The organism is Novosphingobium resinovorum (genome assembly GCF_027922145.1).
Taxonomy (GTDB): Bacteria; Pseudomonadota; Alphaproteobacteria; order Sphingomonadales; family Sphingomonadaceae; genus Novosphingobium; species Novosphingobium resinovorum.
Genome location: NZ_BSFC01000040.1, coordinates 1 through 18,931, shown reverse-complemented (window position 1 = coordinate 18,931; position 18,931 = coordinate 1). Strand labels below are relative to the sequence as shown.

The window sequence follows — 18,931 nt, the reverse complement described above, 5'->3', positions numbered from 1 at the left end:
AGCTCGTCAGGCTCATAACCTGAAGGTCGTAGGTTCAAATCCTACCCCCGCAACCAAACAATACAACGACTTAGACGCTAAGAGCCGAGCTATACGCAATGCCGTGTCCGCACTAGGTCCGTTTTTCCTCGCACAATTTTATGAACAGAAGCGCGCAAGAGCGTCCGGTTCTGGGGACCGGCTTGCCGTCGCCTGACGACCGGAAGGGGTGGGTAGCTGCCGTTCCGATTTTGCGCGTGCGTTCGAAATTGACGGCTTCACAGAGTGAGCTACCTTTGAAGCATGATCAATGCCGAACCGCAGCGAATTGATGCCTCCAAAAGCGATCTCGAATCGCTCGCAACGATGCTGACGGCGATTACAATTTGGAATGACGGCTTTGGGCGTGTCGCAGGCGTTTGGCTCTGGCGAGGTGATCAGTCAGGTCTTTTTGTTACTAGCGATAGTCGAGACATTGTTTTCAAGTTCGAAGTTTTTACGCTGGGCATCCGTGGCACCGATGATAACGCTATTGCTCCGTACGTAACTGAAGCGAAAGTTCGTGCTACATCGTGGCCGTTTCCAAACTGGAAAGTGGATATTCTCTGGGCACGAGATTGGTCCATTTCGCTTGAAGCTTTGCCTGAGGACTGGGTAGAGAGCGATAAATCTCAACAGTTTGGTCAAGTGCCGGATGGAGCGGACCATGCATGCTTTGTGGCTGAAGGTCTGATGTTTACGGGTTCAGACGGCAACCGTATGATCATTAATCAAGGTGAAATGCCTCTCGACCTTGTTGTTTCGCGCGATCCTAGCGTTATCGATAAGTTCTTGATTGGGGCGACTACAATGCCGCTGGACGATTACATTTCAGGCGCATTGCCGATGACGGTCGGCGACATAACATAATTGTCAGGCGGATTAAGCTTCATCAACGAATGTCTGAAATGGGGCGTGAACGGAATTTCCGGTTCCGGGTCACTGGCTCCGAAAAGGAGACTTTCGGTTCACGTCCCAAATCGGCCATTGCAATATACAACACCAAGTTGGCATAAAGCCAACCGCAGCCCGCTAATTAGGCGGCGACTGAGGCCGTGGGTGGAGAGCTTGTGGGAGTAGGGTATTTCATTTTTGGTTCTGCCGGTGCAGCGTTCGCATTCAGTTGCTTAGTCCACGCTTTTCTTCCACAAACTCGAATTAAAGTGATGGTTGGCGCAGCGTCGCTGCCGGTTCTTGCATCACTATTCATCGACCCGATGCTACTGAGCCTCCATGCCATCGTGTTTGGTGTTAGTCTCATCGGATCAGCAATTGGCGCGGCAGCAGCATATCTATTAAGAACAATGCAACACCGACTTAGATGGTGACTGACAACGGCAACTATCCACCCAAATTCGCCGTTTGTCTGTGATGAAGGACCGCCCGAAAGCGGCCCTTCGGAATTTCTCTAGGCGATGACGTGGTATCGCCCGGATGCGTCGGCCAGCTTGCGCGCGAAGTGCTCGGGATCAGACTGAATGCGCCCCGCTAATTGCTCCCCACAGCTCACGGCGAAAGCGGGCCGGGAGGTGAACTCGACCCCGAGGAGGGCTGCTACGGCTACTTGAAGCCCTGCCATTTGCCCGAGCAGCAGTTGCGCGTGCGCCTCACGCTGAACGACCTTCACACGGTCCGGGGAGGCGTTGCTGCGCATTTCGAGGAGGTCGTGCTCCACTTCGGCGCGGACGGCTTGCCATAGGGCGCTTTCCGGCCAACGTGAGCGATTGCTATCGCCATTGGGGGAAACATGGCGAACCTTGCGTAGCGTTTCAGCTACCAGATCACCAAAATGGTCATGGAGATTGGACCATTTCGTGATCTTCCACTCTTCCTTAAGGTGGTGCTTCCCGGCGCGAATTTCTACGCGCCAGACCGCATGACTGCGTGGATCGTCGCGGATCAGCGGCTCAAGCCCGCATGCAACGCGGTTCGCGTCCCAAATCTCCCACCATGCCAATTTGCGTTTGGCGATGATCTCGGCTCGCTTGTCGTAGACGATGATTTGCCGTCTCGGCATCTTGCCGACTGTTACAGAGGATACGCGGCCCGATTTACCGTTTTCGTTGAACTCCTGAGCGTCGGCATGCAGTTTCCAGCCAGTATTAGAAGGCATGATGAAGTGCTCTGATGACAGCACGAAACCGGGCGCGAGAAAATCGAGAGCGTAGTCTACGCGGCCGATGCTTTCACCGCCGGGCGGCACGACGATCCCGAGAGCGTCGAGCACGGCGTAAATCTCTGCCCGCGCTCCACCTAAGCCCTTTGTTGCCAGCAGGAATGAACTGCAGGACACGCGGACGCCCCAAGGGTCGTAGATGTTGGGTTTCTTGAAAAACCATGTTGCGCCGAAATCGCCAGTGCTGGCGACGAAAGCATAGCCATTGCGAGCACCGCTTTCAGCGATGGTCATGTGCACGCCGTTCCATTCGAACGGCATGGCGCTGCGGAACTTCTGTGCTTCCGCTTTGGCGGCTTCGAGGGCTTGCGAGAGGGCGGCGGGTATCTGGGCCTGAAAGCTGACGTCCAAGCCGTCGAAGCCGCGATAGAGCAGTTCGATCATGGGTTTTAACCTGTTCATGTATTTCTGGAGGGGGGTGCTACAAAGACCCCCCTCAGCATCTGGATGGACCGGAAGGTGGTGGGGCATGATGCCGCGCGCAGTGCGCCCTCGCTGCCGCTCGGTACGCGCTGCGTGCTGCATCAAGCCAACGACCTGGGCGGTGTGACCGTGCACTGACGGAACCAGTCTATGAGATCATTCCCCCAGTAGAGGACCAGACCGCCTTCGCGGTGATACTTCGGCCCTCGACCTTCGGCGCGCATCCGGGCCAGCGTGCGCGGACTATGGCGAAGGAGTTGAGCGGCTTCCGGCGGCGTCAGAAAATCAGATGGTGCAAACGTTCCCACAGCGCATCTCCAATTGGAATGAGGCGCAAGGCCGAAGCCCTATAAGGATGCTGTGGGATGATCACCTCGGGGGACGCGCCACTACTAACTAGGCTTGGTCACGCTTGCCCACACGGTCGGGGCACTATGTTACGTGTTGCCTGCAACGGATTGCTAAGCGCGCCCATCACTCTGGATGGTTTTGCAAAAGCGCCCCTTTTTCGGACGCCGGCCTTGCGCGCCTAAAAAGCCATAGCGCCAGACGATAGGCAAGCGCTTCGGGGGATATGGCTTTCAGTGGCAGCGTATGTCACCGCTCGGAACTCAAGCCAACCGAGAGCGGGACGCTTTCAGCGGCCAACCGCAAGGAATCGTCATAGAGGTTGGCGTAGCGCTTCGTCGTCTGCGGGCTGGAGTGCCCCAGCAGTTCGCCCACGACGAGCAGCGATTGCCCCGACGAGGCAAGCAGGCTGGCGAAGGTATGCCGCAAGTCGTGAATACGAACCTTCTCCAGACCCGCGACTGCGCAAGCCTTCGCCCAAGTGCGGCGTACTTCGACCAGCGGCGCGCCGACGCTTCCGGGAAACACGAACGTCCCTACTGCTTCGGCACGCCGCCGGTCGAGGAGTTGGGCAACGGCAATTGAAAACGGCACGCGATGTTCGCGGCGTTGTTTGGTTTCCGTGCTCGGCTTGGTCCAGATGCGATGCTGCATATCGATCTGGCTCCACTTCGCATTGAGCGCTTCGCCCCGGCGACAGCCGGTAAGCAGCATGAACAGCAGCGCGTCAGCGGAAACGCGCTCAGGGTGATCTTCCAGCGCACGCACCAGCTTGCCGACCTCTTCCCGGCCTAGATACCGTGTCCGCTTTGGCTCGGGGTTCCTGCGCGCGCCGGAGGCAGGGTTGCGGTCGATCCATTCCCACCGGATCGCGAGGTTGAGCGCCTTGCGTAGAACCTCGATCACGCGGTTTGCGCGGGTAGGGCGCTTGATGCTGATGGCGCGGTGCAGTTCGTCGCAGTCGGCAGAGGTCAGGTCCGCAACCTTGCTTGCGCCCATGGCGGGAAGAATGTCCTTGATCCACATCGAGCGATCGTCAGCGGCAGAGCGCGGCGCTTTGGTCGGCAGGTGTTCCAGCGCATAGCGGTCGAACAGGTCGCACACGGTCGGCGCGGTGCGGTCGGCGATGCGCTCTTCCAGAGGATCAATCCCGAGATCGATTTGCCGCCGCAGGTGTTCGGCCTGCTTGCGGGCGGCGAGCAGCTTCCAAGTCGGATACTGCCCGATGGTGATGCGTCGCTCACGTCCCTTGAACCGATAGTTCAGCACGAAGGAGCGAACGCCCTTGGCGGTGATGCGCAATCCGAAGCCCGGCAGCTTTGCGTCATAGATGATGCGGTTGCCGGTGATGGGCGGTGCGGCATCGCGCACGGACTGGTCCGAAAGCTTCTCTCGAAATGCCTGTGTCCGTTCTGTGTCCGCGTTCGATTGCGATATGCTTGACATTGGCTGTCTCCGAGCGAGCGCGATTGACCAAAAGAAAGTCGCGATATTCAGGTATTTATGCCTGATAATGCCGCATATTCAAGGGTTTCAGGAAACACCTATTCTCAGGTTCATAACCTGAAGGTCGTAGGTTCAAATCCTACCCCCGCAACCATCGATACTTGTAATTGGCTGTCCTCAGAATCCGTCGACCTAAGTCCCGCCTTTGAGCGGGCTTTCCGCTGTCTGTGCGCGATCGATAGCATGCCCGCCAGATCGCCTCGGACCTCGATTTCCAGGCTGTCGCCTACAGGCGTGAGTGTTATTTCGTCGATCAATGATCGGATGATCTCTGATGCTTCGAAGCGTTTGGCTTCGTCGGCATGGTCGAGCGTCTTTGCCAAATTGTCGAGCTGCGCGCGGTAGTGGTGCGCCATGCTCGGATGTAGGAGCGGAGGCGGTTGATCGCCGTCATCCAATTCGCGCTGGAGTACCTTCATACGCGCTTCCATCGCCAGCATCTTGGCATTGATCTTATCTGCGGTTCCGCCGGCAAGAATGAGATCGACCATCTTTTCGAGATCACGGTCGATCTTCTTTATCTCGGCCTCTGCCGATTCTCTTCCGGCAGCTGCAAGTCGCCGAATGTTGTTTGTCTCCCTTGTGAATTCCGCGCAAAATTCAGCAAACAGGGATGGGTCCATAAGATGGCCGCGCAGCGCGGCCAGAACGCGTTCCTCCAGGTGGTCGCGCCGCATGGTTCGACGGTTGCTGCAAGTGCCTTTGTTCCATGCCGATGAGCAGCCGAGGCCAGTTGCTGAGGTAACCGAGTAGGTCCCTCCACAGGATCCACACTTCAGCAGACCTGAAAGTAAATATCTCTGCCGGCGACGCTGCCATAACGGCAGGGGAGAACTGCAGTCGCTTTGTGGTCCGATCGCACATTTCGCTTGGCGATCCTTGACCTTCTTCCAGAGATCGCCATCAACGATGCGGAGATCCGGAACTTCCTGGATAACCCACTCTTCTTCAGGATTCGGGCGTGACTGGCGCCTTCCAGTATCCGGATCCTTGACGAAGCGCAGTCGGTTCCAGATTATCCTTCCGATATACATCTCATTGTTGAGTATGCCGGTACCTCTCTTGGGATTTCCGTTGATTGTACTTGCACCCCAGGCGCCACCTGAAGGGCCGGGAATTCCCTCTGCGTTCAGCTTGTACGCGATCCGCTGCCCGGACTTTCCAGCAGCGTATTCACGAAAGATACGTCGAACGATATCGGCTTGCTGTGGGTTAATCGATCGATCGCCACGATCCAATTCGCCGTTTGCCAAGAGACGTCTGACAACGTCATAACCATAGGAGTTACCGCCGCCTGATTTACCTAGTTCTACGCGTCCACGCAGGCCGCGGCGCGTCTTGTCGGCCAGGTCTTTCAGGAACAGTGCATTCATAGTGCCTTTGAGGCCGACATGCAGATGCGTGACTTCGCCTTCAGACAGAGTAATGATCTTCACGTCAGAATAGGCCATTCGTTTAAAAAGGCCTGCAATATCCTCCTGGTCCCGGGAGAGCCGGTCCATTGCTTCAGCCAGGACGATATGAAACCGACCGCGGTTTGCATCACTCATCAAGGCTTGCATGCCTGGTCGCAACAACGAGGCACCCGAAATCGCATGGTCGGTGTATTCTTCGGCGATTTGCCATCCCTGCTTTTCGGCGTGAATGCGGCAGATGCGTAGTTGATCAGCGATCGAGGCATCGCGCTGGTTATTAGAAGAATAGCGGGCGTAGATCGCAACTTTCACAGCGCAAGGCCTCATTTCTCAGGAGCGGTCAAGCGGCTGCTCCTCATTCATCTCCTGATACGCTTCGCGTGCGGCTATTCTGGCAAGCAGGCGAACCAGCTCAATCAAACGACGATCTGAGCAACCACGGTGACTCTCGGATGTAAGCCGGCACCCCTGCGTCGAATGGGGCGGCGTCACCCGTCGTCTGCGGTGGCCCACCGTCATGGTCGCGCTGTTTGCGAGATTTTGCAAGCCACCCCAACTTGCGCGATTCCCCTACGATATAAAGGGTCATGCGAAGGTCGCCTAATCACCAGATCGACCGTCAGTCGTAGGGGAGAGGATCGTTGCATCACAGCTGTCCTTGGTCCGTGAGATACCAGAGAACAGCCAATCAGAAACACGGGGAAGGGCAGGGGCATTTCAGTGCCGATTTGCGGCCGAAGCGCCGAAATGCGCTAGCACGTGCGAGCAGACTCGAAGCATGTTCCTATTTTGTTCAAATCTGATATTAGCTGCGAATGGCGACAGCGAGTCCCCGAAAAATCGTCCACGTGGACATGGATGCATTCTTTGCGTCGGTGGAACAGCGCGACGATCCATCGCTGCGCGGGCGACCTTTAGCTGTCGGGTATCCCGCGGCGCGCGGCGTGGTTGCCGCAGCGAGCTATGAAGCGAGAGCGTTCGGCGTGAAGTCGGCGCTACCTTCGGTAACAGCCCTCAAGCGCTGTCCGCACCTTGTGTTCGTCCCACCACGCTTTGATGTCTACAAAGAGGTTTCGCGGCAAATCCACGCGATTTTCGCCGACTACACTGATCTGATCCAGCCTCTGTCGCTTGATGAGGCGTATCTCGACGTCACTGCCAACAGGCGCGGTCTGCCGTCAGCGTGGCTGACCGCGAAGGAAATCCGGGCGAGGATACTCGAGGAGACTGGCCTCACGGCATCGGCCGGCATCTCGTATAACAAGTTCCTTGCGAAGCTCGCTTCCGACCAACGTAAGCCGAATGGTCAGTTCGCCGTGACACCGGACATGGGGGAAAGTTGGGTGGAAACGCTGCCGGTTTCGCGTTTCCATGGAGTGGGACCAGTGACGGCCCGTAAGATGGCCGCATTGGGGATAGAGAGCGGCGGCGATCTGAGGGCAAAATCTCTGGATTTCCTTCAGCGTCATTTCGGCAGTTCAGCGCGGTGGTACCATGGTATTGCCCGCGGCATCGACGACCGCCTGGTCAACCCAGACCGCGAGCGAAAGTCCTCAGGCTCCGAAACGACGTTTGACAGGGACCTATTTGGCAGCGATGAAATCGAAGCCGGGGTTCTTGGGCAAGCTGACGATGTCTGGGCGTGGTGCGAGCGGGCTCAAGCATTTGGTCGCACCGTAACGGTCAAGGTCAAATTCGCGGACTTTAAGCAGGTTACTCGCAGCCGCACTTTTAACGCTGTCGTCGACGGGCAAGGCGCGCTGCGAGAGGTAAGCCTCGCGCTAATTCGTTCAGTTCTTCCGACTGCCAAGGGGGTGCGTCTGGTTGGAGTCAGCGTTTCGAACTTCGGCGAGAAGATCTCCGAACCTGTATTGCCACTCTTTTCTGGTGACGCTGCGGCGGAGTGCTGAGCGATGGTATGGCCCGAAACCAGCATTTGAATGCCGTGTCACTGCCTCGGCCGCGATCGGAATGCTGACATCGTTGACGCAAGCTTAGCTGGTCGGAAACGACAGAAGTCCCGGCACCTTCGGCAAGGCCGCCGTCGTGGCCTTGCAGGCGGGTACTCAGCCAAGCCCCAGCAGCGCGAGTAGTCTGAATGGCCGATAGGGGAAGGTCCGGTTCGAAGCTGGCGTGTAGCGATCGCTGACACCAAGGGATGTTCGAGGAATCATTAGTTCGGCTGCTGCGGGTGAGCGAATTTCGCAAGGGGATGCGGCGGGGTTGGCTTCAGTAGGATGGCTAGGACCAGAGCCACGATCGCCACCCAGAAGCAAAGGCTCCAGGCTTCGGCATAGGCGAGGACGTTCGCCTCCCGGCGGATGATGGAAGCGTAGCGGGACAGGCCGACAACCATGTCGAGCGACGCCGCCCGCACGTGGTCTAGATTCGATCCCACATGGACGGAATGAAAGGCCTCCCGCTTGCGAAGGAATGTGGTGAGGACGGCCACCGCGATCTCCGGACCCACCACGCGGGGGATCTGGATGTAGGCGACCATGCTGATCAGTTCCTCGCGCTTCGCATTGGCGATGCTCATCGCGATGAGGGTGAGCAGCACCATAGAGTTCCCAATGCCGAGCAGCATGCTCATCATCGCAAAGTCGTTGGCTCGCCAGTCGTGGGTCACCATGCTGCCGAGCCAACATCCGGACATGACCAGCACCAGCGCGACGACGAGGGTCAGGCGGGGGTCGCCTCGCCTGATCAGCCAGATGGCGGCGGGGATGGCGATGATCTGGACCAGATCGATCCACCACAGGGCGCTACCGGACTGGATCGGCTTCAGGCCCCCGACTGTAGCGAGGAAGTTGGGGATGAGAAGCGATGTGGCCGCACTCATCATGCCGAACATCGTGACGATGATTAGCGGTATTCCGATGTTGCGACGGAGGATCGCCGCGGGGTGAGCGAAGGGGACCGGCGATACATACTGCCACGCCACCGCGCACACCACGAGTAGGACGCCTCCGGCGATGCAGCTGATGACGACGCCGGAGGCGAGCCAGTCGAGGCGGTTGCCCTGATCGAGACCGGCATAGATCAGGGTGAGCCCGATGCAGAACATCGCGACCTCGCCCTTGTTCGTCCGATGCCACAGGGCGATGGCGGGTGGACGGTCCGGGAAACTGAATGCGGACAGTATCAGGAACGCGAAGCCGAAAAGCGTGGCCTGCCAGTAAATTGCCTGCCAACCGATCGTTTCGACGAACCACCCGCTGAGCGAGACGCCGGTGTGCAGTGCGAGGCTCAAGCGGACCGAATAGAGCCCTAGAGCGATCAGCCAGTATCGGGGTGGCAGGCTCGAGAACACGATGGCGAGCGTCGCCGGGACGAAGCATCCGAGCAAAAAGCCATCGAGGATGTGGAGCGCGAAGATCATCGGCACGCCGCTGGCGAGCGGCGTGAGAGACGTGGATACGATAAAGGTCGAGGCTGAGATCAGCATCACCCGCCGCGCGCCGAACATTACGACAAGAAGGGGAACTGCAGGTGCTGACAACAGTTGTGCGCTGTTGGTCAGCGTATTGAGCCAAGATCCCTCATCGACGCTGAGACCATAGGCTCCGCGTATGTCGGCGAGTGAAATGCCGAAATCACGAGTGAAGAGGCTGGTCATGAAGGTGCCCAGCAGAACGGCAACGACCGCGCCGATCGGGCGCGCGTTCACGTTGCCGGTCAGGAAGGCGTGAGACACACGGACGATCCACGCCGGCTGCGCTGCTCCGGAGCGATGGACCGCGATCTCAGTCACGGGTGCGGATCCGGGTTATCACCGACATGCCGGCACGCAGTTTTCCAACCAACGGCTGACCGCCGTCGAGTTCGATCTTCAGGGGAATGCGCTGCGTCACCTTGGTGAAATTGCCGGTCGCGTTATCGGCGGGAAGCGCCGAGAAGGTCGCCCCACTTGCGGCCGCCAGTCGCGATACCTTGCCGCGCAGTCTCTCTCCGGGGAAGCTGTCCACCTCAATCTCAACTGGTTGACCCGGAGCGACGCGCGCCATCTGCGTTTCCTTGTAGTTGGCGACGACATAGGGCTGCGTGCGCGCGACGAAGTTGACGACGGCGGTTCCTGGATTGAGCAGGCTGCCCTGCTGGACGAGCCGCTGGCCGACCGTTCCGTCCGCAGGAGCGACGATGCGCGTGTAGGAAAGATTGATCCGAGCCGTTTCTAGGGTCGCTCGCGCGGAGGCGACGTCCGCTACCCTTTGTGCCCGTTCGCCGCGAAGCACATTGAGCTTGCGTGCCTGTAGATCGACTGCGGCATGGGCACCCACCTGCGTCGCCCGGATTGCCGCTGCGTTGGCGCGAGCGCTGTCCGCCTCCTGGGCCGTCACCGCTCCGGACGCCTCAAGGGAGGAAAAGCGTTCGTCGTCGGCCGTCGCGAGCGTGAGTTTGCTGCCTGTCCCAACCACAGTGGCCTTCGCCTCCGCGATCATGGCCTGCTGCGCTTCGACCTCGTTGTCGAGATTCGCGAGGATCGCCTCGGCTTTCGCGAGCCCGACCTCGGCATGAAGGACCGCCGCCTTCGCCTCGCGATCGTCGAGTTGGACCAGAAGCTGCCCTGCCCTCACGGATTGGAAGTCGGTGAAGGCGACAGTCCTGACATAGGCGGATACCTTGGCATCGAGGACGGCGGTGTCGTTCTGCACGGTCGCGTTGTCTGTTGTCTGGACCGTGCGATCTGCCTCGAAGCTGTTCCAGTTCACCGAAACGGCGACGATAGCCAGAATGACGACAAGGATGATGCACCACGGAACGATGCGCACCCAGCGTCGCTCGACGGAGGCGTCCTCACGCTGATCTGAAGCTGTGTTTGCAGGGCCGTCAGTCATCTGTTCCGTATTCCAATTGTGAGACGCCGCCGCCGAGGGCGCGCACGAGCGCGACGTCGAGCATGAAGCGGCGGGTTTCGAGTTGAGAGACGGCGCGTCTCGCGGCGATGAGCGTGTTCTCTGCGGAGAGCACGTTGATGTAGTTTAGCAGCCCGCCGCGATAGCGTTCGTTCGCGGCGCGATACGCCACTTCCGCGGATGACTGGGCGGAGGTGGCGAAGGCGAGCTGCTCTTCCAACGCCCGCTGGCTGGTCGCGACCTGCGCGACATCCTGGAGGGCGTGCAGGAGGGTCTCGTTGTAGCTGGCGACCGCCTCGTCATAGTCCGCCCGTGCGCCCCTGAGGTTCGCGGACAGGGCGCCGCCCCGGAAGATGGGCAGACTGATGGCCGGTCCGACGTTTCCGGCGAGCGACTCCGAATTGAAGAACTGGCTGAGGCCGAGCACCTGTGGGCCGATGAAGGCGGAGAGGTTGACGCTGGGGTAGAATCCCGCGCGTGCCTGCTTCACCTGCGAGGCGCGGGCCTCCAGTCGAAAGCGCGCCGAACGCAAATCCGGTCGCTTGCCCACCAAGTCGGCCGGGATGTTGGCGGGCAAGCCGAAGGTCCGGAGGTTTGGCGTTTGCGGCAAGAGGAGATCGAGCGAACGATCCGGGCCTGCGCCGACCAGCGCAGCGATCCGCAGCTTGGTCAGATTCACGGCTTCGGCTGCGGCATTGGCCAGTTGATGCGCCGTCGCCAGACCGCTTTCAGCCTGCGCGGCGGACGCCAGGGTCTCGAGCCCACGGTCCCTGCGTTTACCGACCAGTTCGCTTGTCCGCTCCCTGACCCTGACGGCATCGTCAGCGAGCGCGGCTTCGCGAACATATCCCAGATAGTCGACATAGGCATCGACCACAGACGTTGTGAGGAGCAGACGCGCCTGCGCCTCGTCGGCACGGGCGGCTTCGCGCGCAGAGATCGCGGCCGCGATAGCCGCGCGGTTGCGGCCGAAGAAGTCCAGCTGCCAATCCATGCTGAGACGCAGCGACGCGGCGTCATTCACGCCCTTGGGCACACCCGCGTAGGGAACGCCATTCCAATAGCTGGCCTTCGCCTCGGCGAACGACGCGCCAAGGCTCAGCTGCGGGAGGTTCGATGCCTTGGCACCGCCTACGACGGCTTCGGCCCGATGGTATCGGGCCGTCGCGATCTCGAGGGTCGGTGAGGAGGCGATGGCCTCGGCAACCAGCGTGTCGAGTTGGGGATCACCATAGCGTCGCCACCATTCGTCCGCCGGCCAGTCGGTCGCCTGCGCCTGAAGGGTCTTGGCGGACTGAGGCTGAGACACCGGCAGGACGACCGGTCCGGGGGCGATGTTCGGGATCGATGCGCACCCCGAGACCAGGCTGGCGGATGCCAGTGCCAGGAGCGGCAGTCTGATGGGGCGGAAAGACAAAGCGTGATCCTTGTGAATGGCGATCGTGAGGTGCGGCCCGGCAAGGGAGGCTGCCGGGCCGCAGAGACCTCCCCGGGGGGAGGAGGCCTGGGGGGACTTCAGGATCCGATGTCAGAACGGATAGGGCTGACCGGCCGGCTCGACCGTCACCCATTTCAGCTCGGTGAACTCGTCGATTACCGCGCGGCCGTCGAAGCGGCCGTATCCGCTTTGCTTCATGCCGCCATAGGGTGCCTGCGCCTCGTTCTGGACGGTGGCGCCGTTCACATGGACGCAGCCGGCATCGATCTGGCGGGCGACCTCAAGCGCACGTCCCACGTCACGACCGAAGACGGCGGACGACAGGCCGTAGGGTGTGTCGTTCGCGACGCGCACAGCCTCGTCCAAGCCCTTTACCCGGACGATCGTGGTGATCGGGCCGAAGGTCTCCTCGTCGTAGATCGCCATGCCCGGCTTGACGTGGTCCATGATCGTGGCCGGCATCACTGCGCCATCCGCCTTGCCGCCAACGGCGAAGGTGGCGCCTTTCGCGAGAGCGTCGTCAATGAGCTTGTTGATGCGCGCGCCCGACCGGCCATCGATCAGCGGTCCGACGACGCAGGCCGGGTTGGCCACCGGATCACCGGCCGGCAGGGATGCGACCTTGGCAGCGAAGCGCTTGACGAACTCGTCGGCGACCGCCTCGTCGACGACGAAGCGTTCCGTCGACATGCAGATCTGCCCCTGATAGAGGAAGGCACCGAAGGCTGCGGCGTTGACCGCGCCATCGATGTCCGCATCGTCCAGCACCACGAAGGGCGCTTTTCCGCCCAGTTCGAGTAGACTGCGCTTGAGCTGACGCGCGCACTTCTCTGCGATGATGCGGCCGACGCGGGTCGAACCGGTGAAGTTGACCCGGCGCACGGATGGATGCGCGATCAGCGCGTCGATAACCGCTTCGGAATCCTCGGGCGCGTTCACGACGAAGTTGAGAACGCCCGCGGGCAGGCCAGCTTCGACGAAAGCCTCCGCTATGAGCGAGTGGGTCCGCGGGCTGGATTCCGACGCACGAAAGATCACGGTGTTTCCGCATGCGATCGGATAGGCGATCGCCCGCGCCGCGAGCAGTATAGGGCCGTTCCATGGCACGATGCTCAGGACGACGCCGGCAGGCTGCCGCAGTGTCATCGAGAGGGTGCCGGGCTTGTCCGTGGGGATGGTCTCGCCCTGGATCTGCGTCGTCAGTCCGGCCGCTTCGCGAAGCAGCGCCGCCGAGCCCATCGCGTTGAAGGCAGCCCAGAGAGCCGACGCGCCGACCTCCTGCGCCATCGCCATCAGGAAAGCGTCCTTCTTTGCTTCAAGCCGGTCTGCTGCTTTGAGCAGGATCTGCCGGCGTTCGCTCGGACCGGAACGGGACCAGGTCTTGAAGGCGATTTCTGCGGAGGCGGCTGCAGCGGCTGCATCGTCGGCGCCTGCGGCCGCAGAACGGGTGACCACCTTGTTCGAGATGGGATTGAGCCGCTCGAAGGTCTTGCCGCTCTTCGCGGTCACGGCCGCATTGTCGATGATGAGGCTTACATCCATGTTGGATATCTCCGGATAGTTCTGATTTTCATTGCGCGATCTCATGTCCGCTCCGGCCCTTTTGGGGGGGGCGGGGCCGGAGCGGGTCTCCCGGGGGCGGGGAGGTCAGAAGCGCAGGATCGGCTTGATGGTCTTGCCGCTCTCGCTGTCGGCGATGGCCTCGTTGATCTGGTCGAACTTGTAGAAGCCGACGAGTTTGTCGAACGGGAAGCGCCCCTGGAGGAACAGGTCGACCAGGCGAGGGATGAAGACCTGCGGGACGCTGTCGCCTTCGACGATTCCCAGGATCTTCTTGCCCGGGACCATCACGTCGTTGACGTCGAACGAGGCCTCCGTGCCGAGCTTGGGCGCGCCGACGATGCCGCAGGTTCCACGGATGGAGAGCGCGTCGACGGCCTGACGCAGGACCTCCGGGCGACCGCTGCTCTCAAGGGTGAAGTTCACGCCACCGCCGGTGATTTCCTTGATGGCCTTGACGGCATCCACCTCACGGCTGTTGACGACATGGGTGGCCCCCAACTCCTTGGCGAGTTCGAGGCGGCTGGGCGTCACGTCCACCGCGATGATCGTGGTCGCGCCCGCAACCTTGGCGGCCATCACCGCGCTGAGGCCGACCGCGCCCGACCCGAACGCGGCGAAGCTGGTGCCAGCCTTCACGTCGAGGGCGTTCAAGACGGCGCCGGCGCCGGTCATGATGCCGCAACCGAGCGGGCCGAGCAGTTCGAGCGGTGCGTCCTTGGGCACCTTCACCACGTTGCGCTCGTGCGCGATCGCGAAGCTGCCGAAGGAGGACTGGCCGAAGAAATGGTCATGGAGTTCATGACCGTGATCGTCGCAGGTGGCCGTCGTGCCATCATCGCGGCCGCCACCGAAGTTGAGCGCAAAGAAGTTCTCGCAGTGCGCGGGATGACCTTGATCGCACTGGACGCAGTAGCCGCAGGACATGAACGTCATGACGACATGGTCGCCCGGCGCCACTGCATGGACGTCTTCGCCAACGGCCTCGACGACGCCCGATCCCTCGTGACCCAGAACCGCGGGAAGCGGCGAGGGATAGTATTGATCGCGGATGATCATGTCGGTGTGGCAGACGCCGGTGGCGACCACGCGCACCAAAACCTCGCGTGGGCCGGGCGCGCCAATGCTGGCCTGTTCGATGACGAAGTCTCCGCCTTGCTTGCGCACGACAGCGGCGGTGATGGGACGGCGCTCGGTTGAAGGTGTGGACATCTAGTCTCTCCTCGATTTCGGTTCAGAAGGGGTAGGCGGGCGCTTCGCCCTTGATCGTGACCCACTGCCACTCGGTGAATTCCTCCCAGTTGGCGGGGCCGCCGATGGAGGTGCCGTTGCCGGATGCGCCTACCCCGCCGAAGGGGTTCACGACGTCGTCGTTCACGGTCTGGTCGTTGATGTGCAGGAGGCCGGTGTTGAGCTGATCCCCGATGGCCATCGCGCGCGTGAGGTTGCTGGACACGATGGCAGCGGAGAGGCCGTAGTCGGTCTGGTTGGCGAGTTTGACGGCCTCGTCGTCGTCCCTGAACGTGGTCACCACAGCGACTGGGCCGAAGATTTCCTCATTAAACGCCGGCATCTCGGCCGTGACGCCGCTCAGCACGGTCGGGGCGTAGAACAGCTTGTCCGAAGTTCCCCCGGTCTCGAGCTTGGCACCTGCCGCGATGCTGTCGGCGACGACCTTGGCGACATGATCCAGCTGGCGCTGATTGATGAGCGGCCCGATCGCGACGCCTTCGTCGGCGGGATTGCCGACCGGCAGCGCGGCCGCCTTCTCGGCGAGCTTAGCGATGAACGCCGGCGCTATCTTCTCGTGGACGAGCACCCGTCCCGCCGACATGCAGATCTGGCCCTGGTGCAGGTAGACACCCCATGCGGTGTTCCGCAGCGCGAGGTCCATGTCGGCATCGTCGAGGATTATGATCGAGTTCTTGCCGCCTAGCTCCAGCGACACCTTCTTGAGGTTGCGGCTGGCGTTCTGACCGACCATGCGGCCTGCACCGGTGGATCCGGTGAACTGGATCATGCCGATGTTCGGGTCGGTGCACAGCGTCTCGCCCGCCTCGCTGCCGCCGGGAACGATGTGGAGCACGCCCTTGGGAAGACCGGCCAGTTCGAACAGGCGGCCGATAACCAGGCCGCCGCAGATTGCGGTTCGCGGATCGGGCTTGAGCAGCACGGCGTTGCCGACCGCGAGCGCCGGAGCGACCGCACGCATCGCGAGATACAGAGGGAAGTTGAAAGGAGAGATGATGCCGACGACGCCGATGGGACGGCGACGGGCAAGGCTGATGCGACCCGGTTGGCTTGGCAGCAGGATGCCCTGCGACTGCAGAGGCATCGCCGACGCGAGCTGGATGGCCTTCAGCGTGACCTTAAGCTCGAAAGCCGCCTTCGCCTTCGCGGAGCCGCTCTCGCGCACCAGCCACTCGACGATCTCGTCGCCATTGGCGGTGCCGATTTCTAACGCCTTCAGGAACACTGCTGCCCGAGCCTCCGGCGCGAGCGCCGCCCACCCACGCTGGGCCGCACGGGCCTGCGCAGCGGATTGGCTGACATAGTCCGGGCCCACGAGCGCCACCCGTCCGAGTGTCATTCCGGTAGCCGGATCGATCGCTGGCGTGCTGCCGGCACCCATCGACCACTCGCCGTTGAAGAACATACCAGCAAGGTGCTGATCCTCGATCAGCTGCTGAGACACGGCGGGGACTACCTTGTTCATCTCGATCTCCTGCGGGCTGTGCCTCCCGATGGAAGCTGAGCCACTTGCAATCGAGCTAGTCTTGGGGACGGCTTTAAGGAATGACCGTCTTAGTGCGTTCCGCATACCTTTCTGGTATATATCGGTTTTTGCGCGGGAACCTGCTGGATGGATATTCGACGTTTGCGCTACTTCGTGACGGTGGCGGGGGAACGCAGTTTTACGAAGGCCGCCGAGAAGCTGAACATCGCGCAGCCGCCTCTCAGCAGGCGGATCCAAGAGATCGAGGAGGAGGTCGGCGCTCAGCTGATCGAAAGGAAGTCGCGTCCGTTGCGCCTCACGCCGGCCGGCCGCTTGTTCTACGAGCAGGCCCTGCAGGTGCTTGAGCGCCTCGATCAGATGTCGTCGACGATGCAGCGGTTCGTCGGGAACGTCCGACCGAGGTTTGTTCTCGGCCTCATACCATCAGGGTTTCATGACCGACTGCCGCAGGTGATCCAGCGATACCGGATGATCGCACCCGAGATCGACCTTAGCCTGATTGAGATGAACAGCATGGAGCAGGTCGAGGCGTTGAAGGACGGTCGCATCGACGCTGGATTGGGGCGGGTCCGCATCGAGGATGACGGGATAAGGCGCGAGCTGCTGCGCGAGGAACCTGTGCTGGCGGCATTTCCCCCGGGGAGCATGCTTGGACCGCCGGACCAACCGATCGACCTTTCACAGATCAGCCCCTACCCGGTCATCCTCTATCCCCGTGGCCCGCGCCCCAGTTACGCGGATGCCATCGTGTCCATGTTCCGCGACTATGGCATCCACCTGACGCGGACGATCGAGGTGACCGAGTTGCAGACCGCGCTGATCATGGTCGCGGCCGGTGAAGGCGCTTGCCTCATACCGACATCGGCGCGAAGGTTGGCGCACCCCGAGGTGCTGTTCCGTTCGATCAGGCCGCAAGTCATGTCCCCCATCGTGCTCAGCCATAGGATTGGAGACAATTCGCAAGGGTTGAAGATGCTATTTCAGACCTTCACGACACTCTATCAGGAATGGGGGTATCCAACGCCCGGTTTCATAGGCCAGCAGGATTGAAGCGAACCGCCGCCGCTGGCCACCGCACCTAGCAGCAGTATCGCTATGACGACGCGTCTTCGCCCAGGGTTGGATAGTCCACCAGTCCGATGGCGCCTCCGCCATAGAATGTGTCCTTGTCAGGCTCATTCAGGGGCGCGTCCTCCATCAATCTACGTGGAAGGTCGCGATTGGCCAGGAACGGGCGCCCGAAGGCCACCGCGTCCACGAAGCCTGCCTCCAGCATCTCTTCGGCTTTTTCCCGGGTGTATGATCCCGCTCCGATGATGACGCCGGGATATGCGCGACGCATCGCCTTCCGGAAGTCCTCGGTGAGCGGCGTCCCCCCGGTCCAGTCCGGTTCCGAGATGTGCAGATAGGCTAGACCGCGCTTGGCGAGCTGTTCGATCAGATAGAGGCTGTCCGCCTCTGAATCGCCGGAGTTGGCTCCCTTGTGGGCGCTGAGCAGGCCTTGAAACGGCCCAGACGGGAACAGGCGGAAGCCTATCCGGTCGGCGCTCCACGCGGCGATCGCCGCGTCGACAACCTCCAGCGCGAAGCGGGCGCGGTTTTCAATGCTGCCGCCGTAGCGATCGGTTCGCTTGTTAGAGTCGGCGGACAGGAACTGATGGATAAGATAGCCATGCGCACCGTGCAGCTCCACCAGATCGAAGTGGGCCGCGCGAGCGCACAGGACCGCGGACGCGAAGTCGGCGACGATGCCCGGGATCTCGCTGGTTTCGAGCGCCCTCGGCATGGACGTCTCGGTCCTCACCACCTCGCCCGCCTCGTTACGGAGCGAAGTCCGACCGTCACCTCTTATGGCTGACGGGGCGACCGGGGCGAGGCCGCCGGGCTGCACCGAACGGTGCGAGTTTCGTCCGGTGTGCCAGATCTGGCAGCAGATGTGCCCGCCCTCGGCATGGACGGCCTTGGTGATCCGCTGCCACGATTCCACCTGCGCGGGCGTGTGGATGCCGGGTGCGCCCGCATAGCCCTTGGCCTGGAATGAGATGTTGGTGGCTTCCGTGATGATCAGCCCCGCGCTGGCACGCTGGGCATAGTAATCCGCCATAATGGGCGACGGGACATCTCCGGGCTCTATGGACCGAAGTCGTGTCATTGGAGCCATGAAGATGCGGTTCGGCACGGTGATCCTGCCGACCCTCAACGGATCGAAAAGTCTGCTCATCTTTACCCTTTAAAGTCCCCGAATAATCAAGCGGCGGCACCGATCAGCATATGGTTCGCAGTTGTGCCGGATGAAACAAGCGCGACGTTTCGACAGTCCAAACGCACTGGTTCAAATGCCGCTAAAGGCTCTGAGTTGAAGAGGCGAATGTTGGAAGCGGCGGGTTCGTAAACTGGCGGGTGAGAACGGCGGTGGAATAGTCGGCCACGGTAGCGGCGGGATAGGTCCGCTGC

Annotated in this window: 15 protein-coding genes and 1 tRNA gene; 5 read left to right on the top strand and 11 right to left on the bottom strand. The window is 61.2% G+C overall.

Annotation, left to right across the window (positions count from 1 at the left end):
* Both PKE80_RS21690 and PKE80_RS21685 read left to right on the top strand, forming a co-directional pair.
* Window positions 1–196: hypothetical protein (locus PKE80_RS21690; RefSeq protein WP_271184304.1), on the top strand; the 196-nt coding region annotated here is incomplete at its 5' end.
* Window positions 197–282: 86 nt separating this feature from the next.
* Complete coding sequence (locus tag PKE80_RS21685) at window positions 283–888, top strand: hypothetical protein (protein ID WP_271184303.1); 606 nt, start codon at window positions 283–285, stop codon at window positions 886–888.
* Between the two features lie 538 nt (window positions 889–1,426).
* Here PKE80_RS21685 and PKE80_RS21680 read toward each other — a convergent pair.
* The 3 genes from PKE80_RS21680 to PKE80_RS21675 all read right to left on the bottom strand — a co-directional run bounded on the left by PKE80_RS21680 (window position 1,427) and on the right by PKE80_RS21675 (window position 4,411).
* The gene (locus PKE80_RS21680; RefSeq protein WP_271184302.1) at window positions 1,427–2,578 is read right to left on the bottom strand and encodes a hypothetical protein; all 1,152 of its coding nucleotides are present in this window, start codon (window positions 2,576–2,578) and stop codon (window positions 1,427–1,429) included.
* Between the two features lie 140 nt (window positions 2,579–2,718).
* On the bottom strand, window positions 2,719–2,925 hold the full coding sequence (locus PKE80_RS25365) for a helix-turn-helix domain-containing protein (RefSeq protein WP_370425243.1): 207 nt from the start codon (window positions 2,923–2,925) through the stop codon (window positions 2,719–2,721).
* Between the two features lie 289 nt (window positions 2,926–3,214).
* Entirely contained in the window at window positions 3,215–4,411 is a 1,197-nt protein-coding gene (locus PKE80_RS21675) for a tyrosine-type recombinase/integrase (RefSeq protein WP_370425241.1), read from the bottom strand.
* A gap of 71 nt (window positions 4,412–4,482) precedes the next feature.
* On the opposite strand from PKE80_RS21675, the gene PKE80_RS21670 reads away from it, so the two are divergent.
* Window positions 4,483–4,565: transfer RNA gene (locus PKE80_RS21670), tRNA-Met, on the top strand.
* Here PKE80_RS21670 and PKE80_RS21665 read toward each other — a convergent pair.
* Entirely contained in the window at window positions 4,522–6,213 is a 1,692-nt protein-coding gene (locus tag PKE80_RS21665) for a recombinase family protein (RefSeq protein ID WP_271184305.1), read from the bottom strand. The two genes, PKE80_RS21670 and PKE80_RS21665, sit on opposite strands and share 44 nt — an antisense overlap.
* A 488-nt stretch (window positions 6,214–6,701) precedes the next feature.
* On the opposite strand from PKE80_RS21665, the gene dinB reads away from it, so the two are divergent.
* Window positions 6,702–7,796: a DNA polymerase IV gene (dinB, locus tag PKE80_RS21660; RefSeq protein WP_036530071.1), complete on the top strand. Its 1,095-nt coding sequence runs from the start codon at window positions 6,702–6,704 to the stop codon at window positions 7,794–7,796.
* A 263-nt stretch (window positions 7,797–8,059) separates the two neighbouring features.
* On the opposite strand, the gene PKE80_RS21655 is transcribed toward dinB, so the two are convergent.
* From PKE80_RS21655 to PKE80_RS21630, 6 genes are all read right to left on the bottom strand, one after another.
* On the bottom strand, window positions 8,060–9,640 hold the full coding sequence (locus tag PKE80_RS21655; protein WP_271184300.1) for an MFS transporter: 1,581 nt from the start codon (window positions 9,638–9,640) through the stop codon (window positions 8,060–8,062).
* The gene (locus PKE80_RS21650; protein WP_271184299.1) at window positions 9,633–10,724 is read right to left on the bottom strand and encodes an HlyD family secretion protein; all 1,092 of its coding nucleotides are present in this window, start codon (window positions 10,722–10,724) and stop codon (window positions 9,633–9,635) included. The genes PKE80_RS21655 and PKE80_RS21650 overlap by 8 nt, the downstream gene beginning before the upstream one ends.
* Entirely contained in the window at window positions 10,717–12,159 is a 1,443-nt protein-coding gene (locus PKE80_RS21645) for an efflux transporter outer membrane subunit (RefSeq protein WP_271184298.1), read from the bottom strand. The genes PKE80_RS21650 and PKE80_RS21645 overlap by 8 nt, the downstream gene beginning before the upstream one ends.
* A 111-nt stretch (window positions 12,160–12,270) precedes the next feature.
* Complete coding sequence (locus PKE80_RS21640) at window positions 12,271–13,689, bottom strand: aldehyde dehydrogenase (RefSeq protein ID WP_370425238.1); 1,419 nt, start codon at window positions 13,687–13,689, stop codon at window positions 12,271–12,273.
* Between the two features lie 138 nt (window positions 13,690–13,827).
* Window positions 13,828–14,952 carry an NAD(P)-dependent alcohol dehydrogenase gene (locus tag PKE80_RS21635; RefSeq protein ID WP_036530068.1) on the bottom strand — a complete coding sequence of 375 codons (1,125 nt, stop codon included), beginning with the start codon at window positions 14,950–14,952 and terminating at the stop codon, window positions 13,828–13,830.
* A 22-nt stretch (window positions 14,953–14,974) separates the two neighbouring features.
* Entirely contained in the window at window positions 14,975–16,456 is a 1,482-nt protein-coding gene (locus tag PKE80_RS21630) for a benzaldehyde dehydrogenase (protein ID WP_271184296.1), read from the bottom strand.
* 147 nt (window positions 16,457–16,603) lie between these two features.
* Between PKE80_RS21630 and PKE80_RS21625 the strand changes: the two genes are divergently transcribed.
* Entirely contained in the window at window positions 16,604–17,527 is a 924-nt protein-coding gene (locus PKE80_RS21625) for a LysR family transcriptional regulator (protein WP_271184295.1), read from the top strand.
* A gap of 43 nt (window positions 17,528–17,570) precedes the next feature.
* Here the strand turns inward: PKE80_RS21625 and nemA are convergent, their stop codons facing one another.
* Window positions 17,571–18,698, bottom strand: coding sequence for an N-ethylmaleimide reductase (nemA, locus tag PKE80_RS21620; protein WP_036530064.1), 1,128 nt, complete (start codon window positions 18,696–18,698; stop codon window positions 17,571–17,573).
* Between the last annotated feature and the right edge of the window lie 233 nt (window positions 18,699–18,931).

Excerpts from the sequence above, each read along its gene's own strand:
- PKE80_RS21685 (WP_271184303.1), top strand. The coding sequence starts at position 283 with ATGATCAATGCCGAACCGCAGCGAATTGATGCCTCCAAAAGCGATCTC.
- PKE80_RS21680 (WP_271184302.1), bottom strand. The coding sequence starts at position 2,578 with ATGATCGAACTGCTCTATCGCGGCTTCGACGGCTTGGACGTCAGCTTT.
- PKE80_RS21675 (WP_370425241.1), bottom strand. The coding sequence starts at position 4,411 with ATGTCAAGCATATCGCAATCGAACGCGGACACAGAACGGACACAGGCA.
- PKE80_RS21665 (WP_271184305.1), bottom strand. The coding sequence starts at position 6,213 with ATGAGGCCTTGCGCTGTGAAAGTTGCGATCTACGCCCGCTATTCTTCT.
- dinB (WP_036530071.1), top strand. The coding sequence starts at position 6,702 with ATGGCGACAGCGAGTCCCCGAAAAATCGTCCACGTGGACATGGATGCA.
- PKE80_RS21650 (WP_271184299.1), bottom strand. The coding sequence starts at position 10,724 with ATGACTGACGGCCCTGCAAACACAGCTTCAGATCAGCGTGAGGACGCC.
- PKE80_RS21635 (WP_036530068.1), bottom strand. The coding sequence starts at position 14,952 with ATGTCCACACCTTCAACCGAGCGCCGTCCCATCACCGCCGCTGTCGTG.
- PKE80_RS21630 (WP_271184296.1), bottom strand. The coding sequence starts at position 16,456 with ATGAACAAGGTAGTCCCCGCCGTGTCTCAGCAGCTGATCGAGGATCAG.
- PKE80_RS21625 (WP_271184295.1), top strand. The coding sequence starts at position 16,604 with ATGGATATTCGACGTTTGCGCTACTTCGTGACGGTGGCGGGGGAACGC.
- nemA (WP_036530064.1), bottom strand. The coding sequence starts at position 18,698 with ATGAGCAGACTTTTCGATCCGTTGAGGGTCGGCAGGATCACCGTGCCG.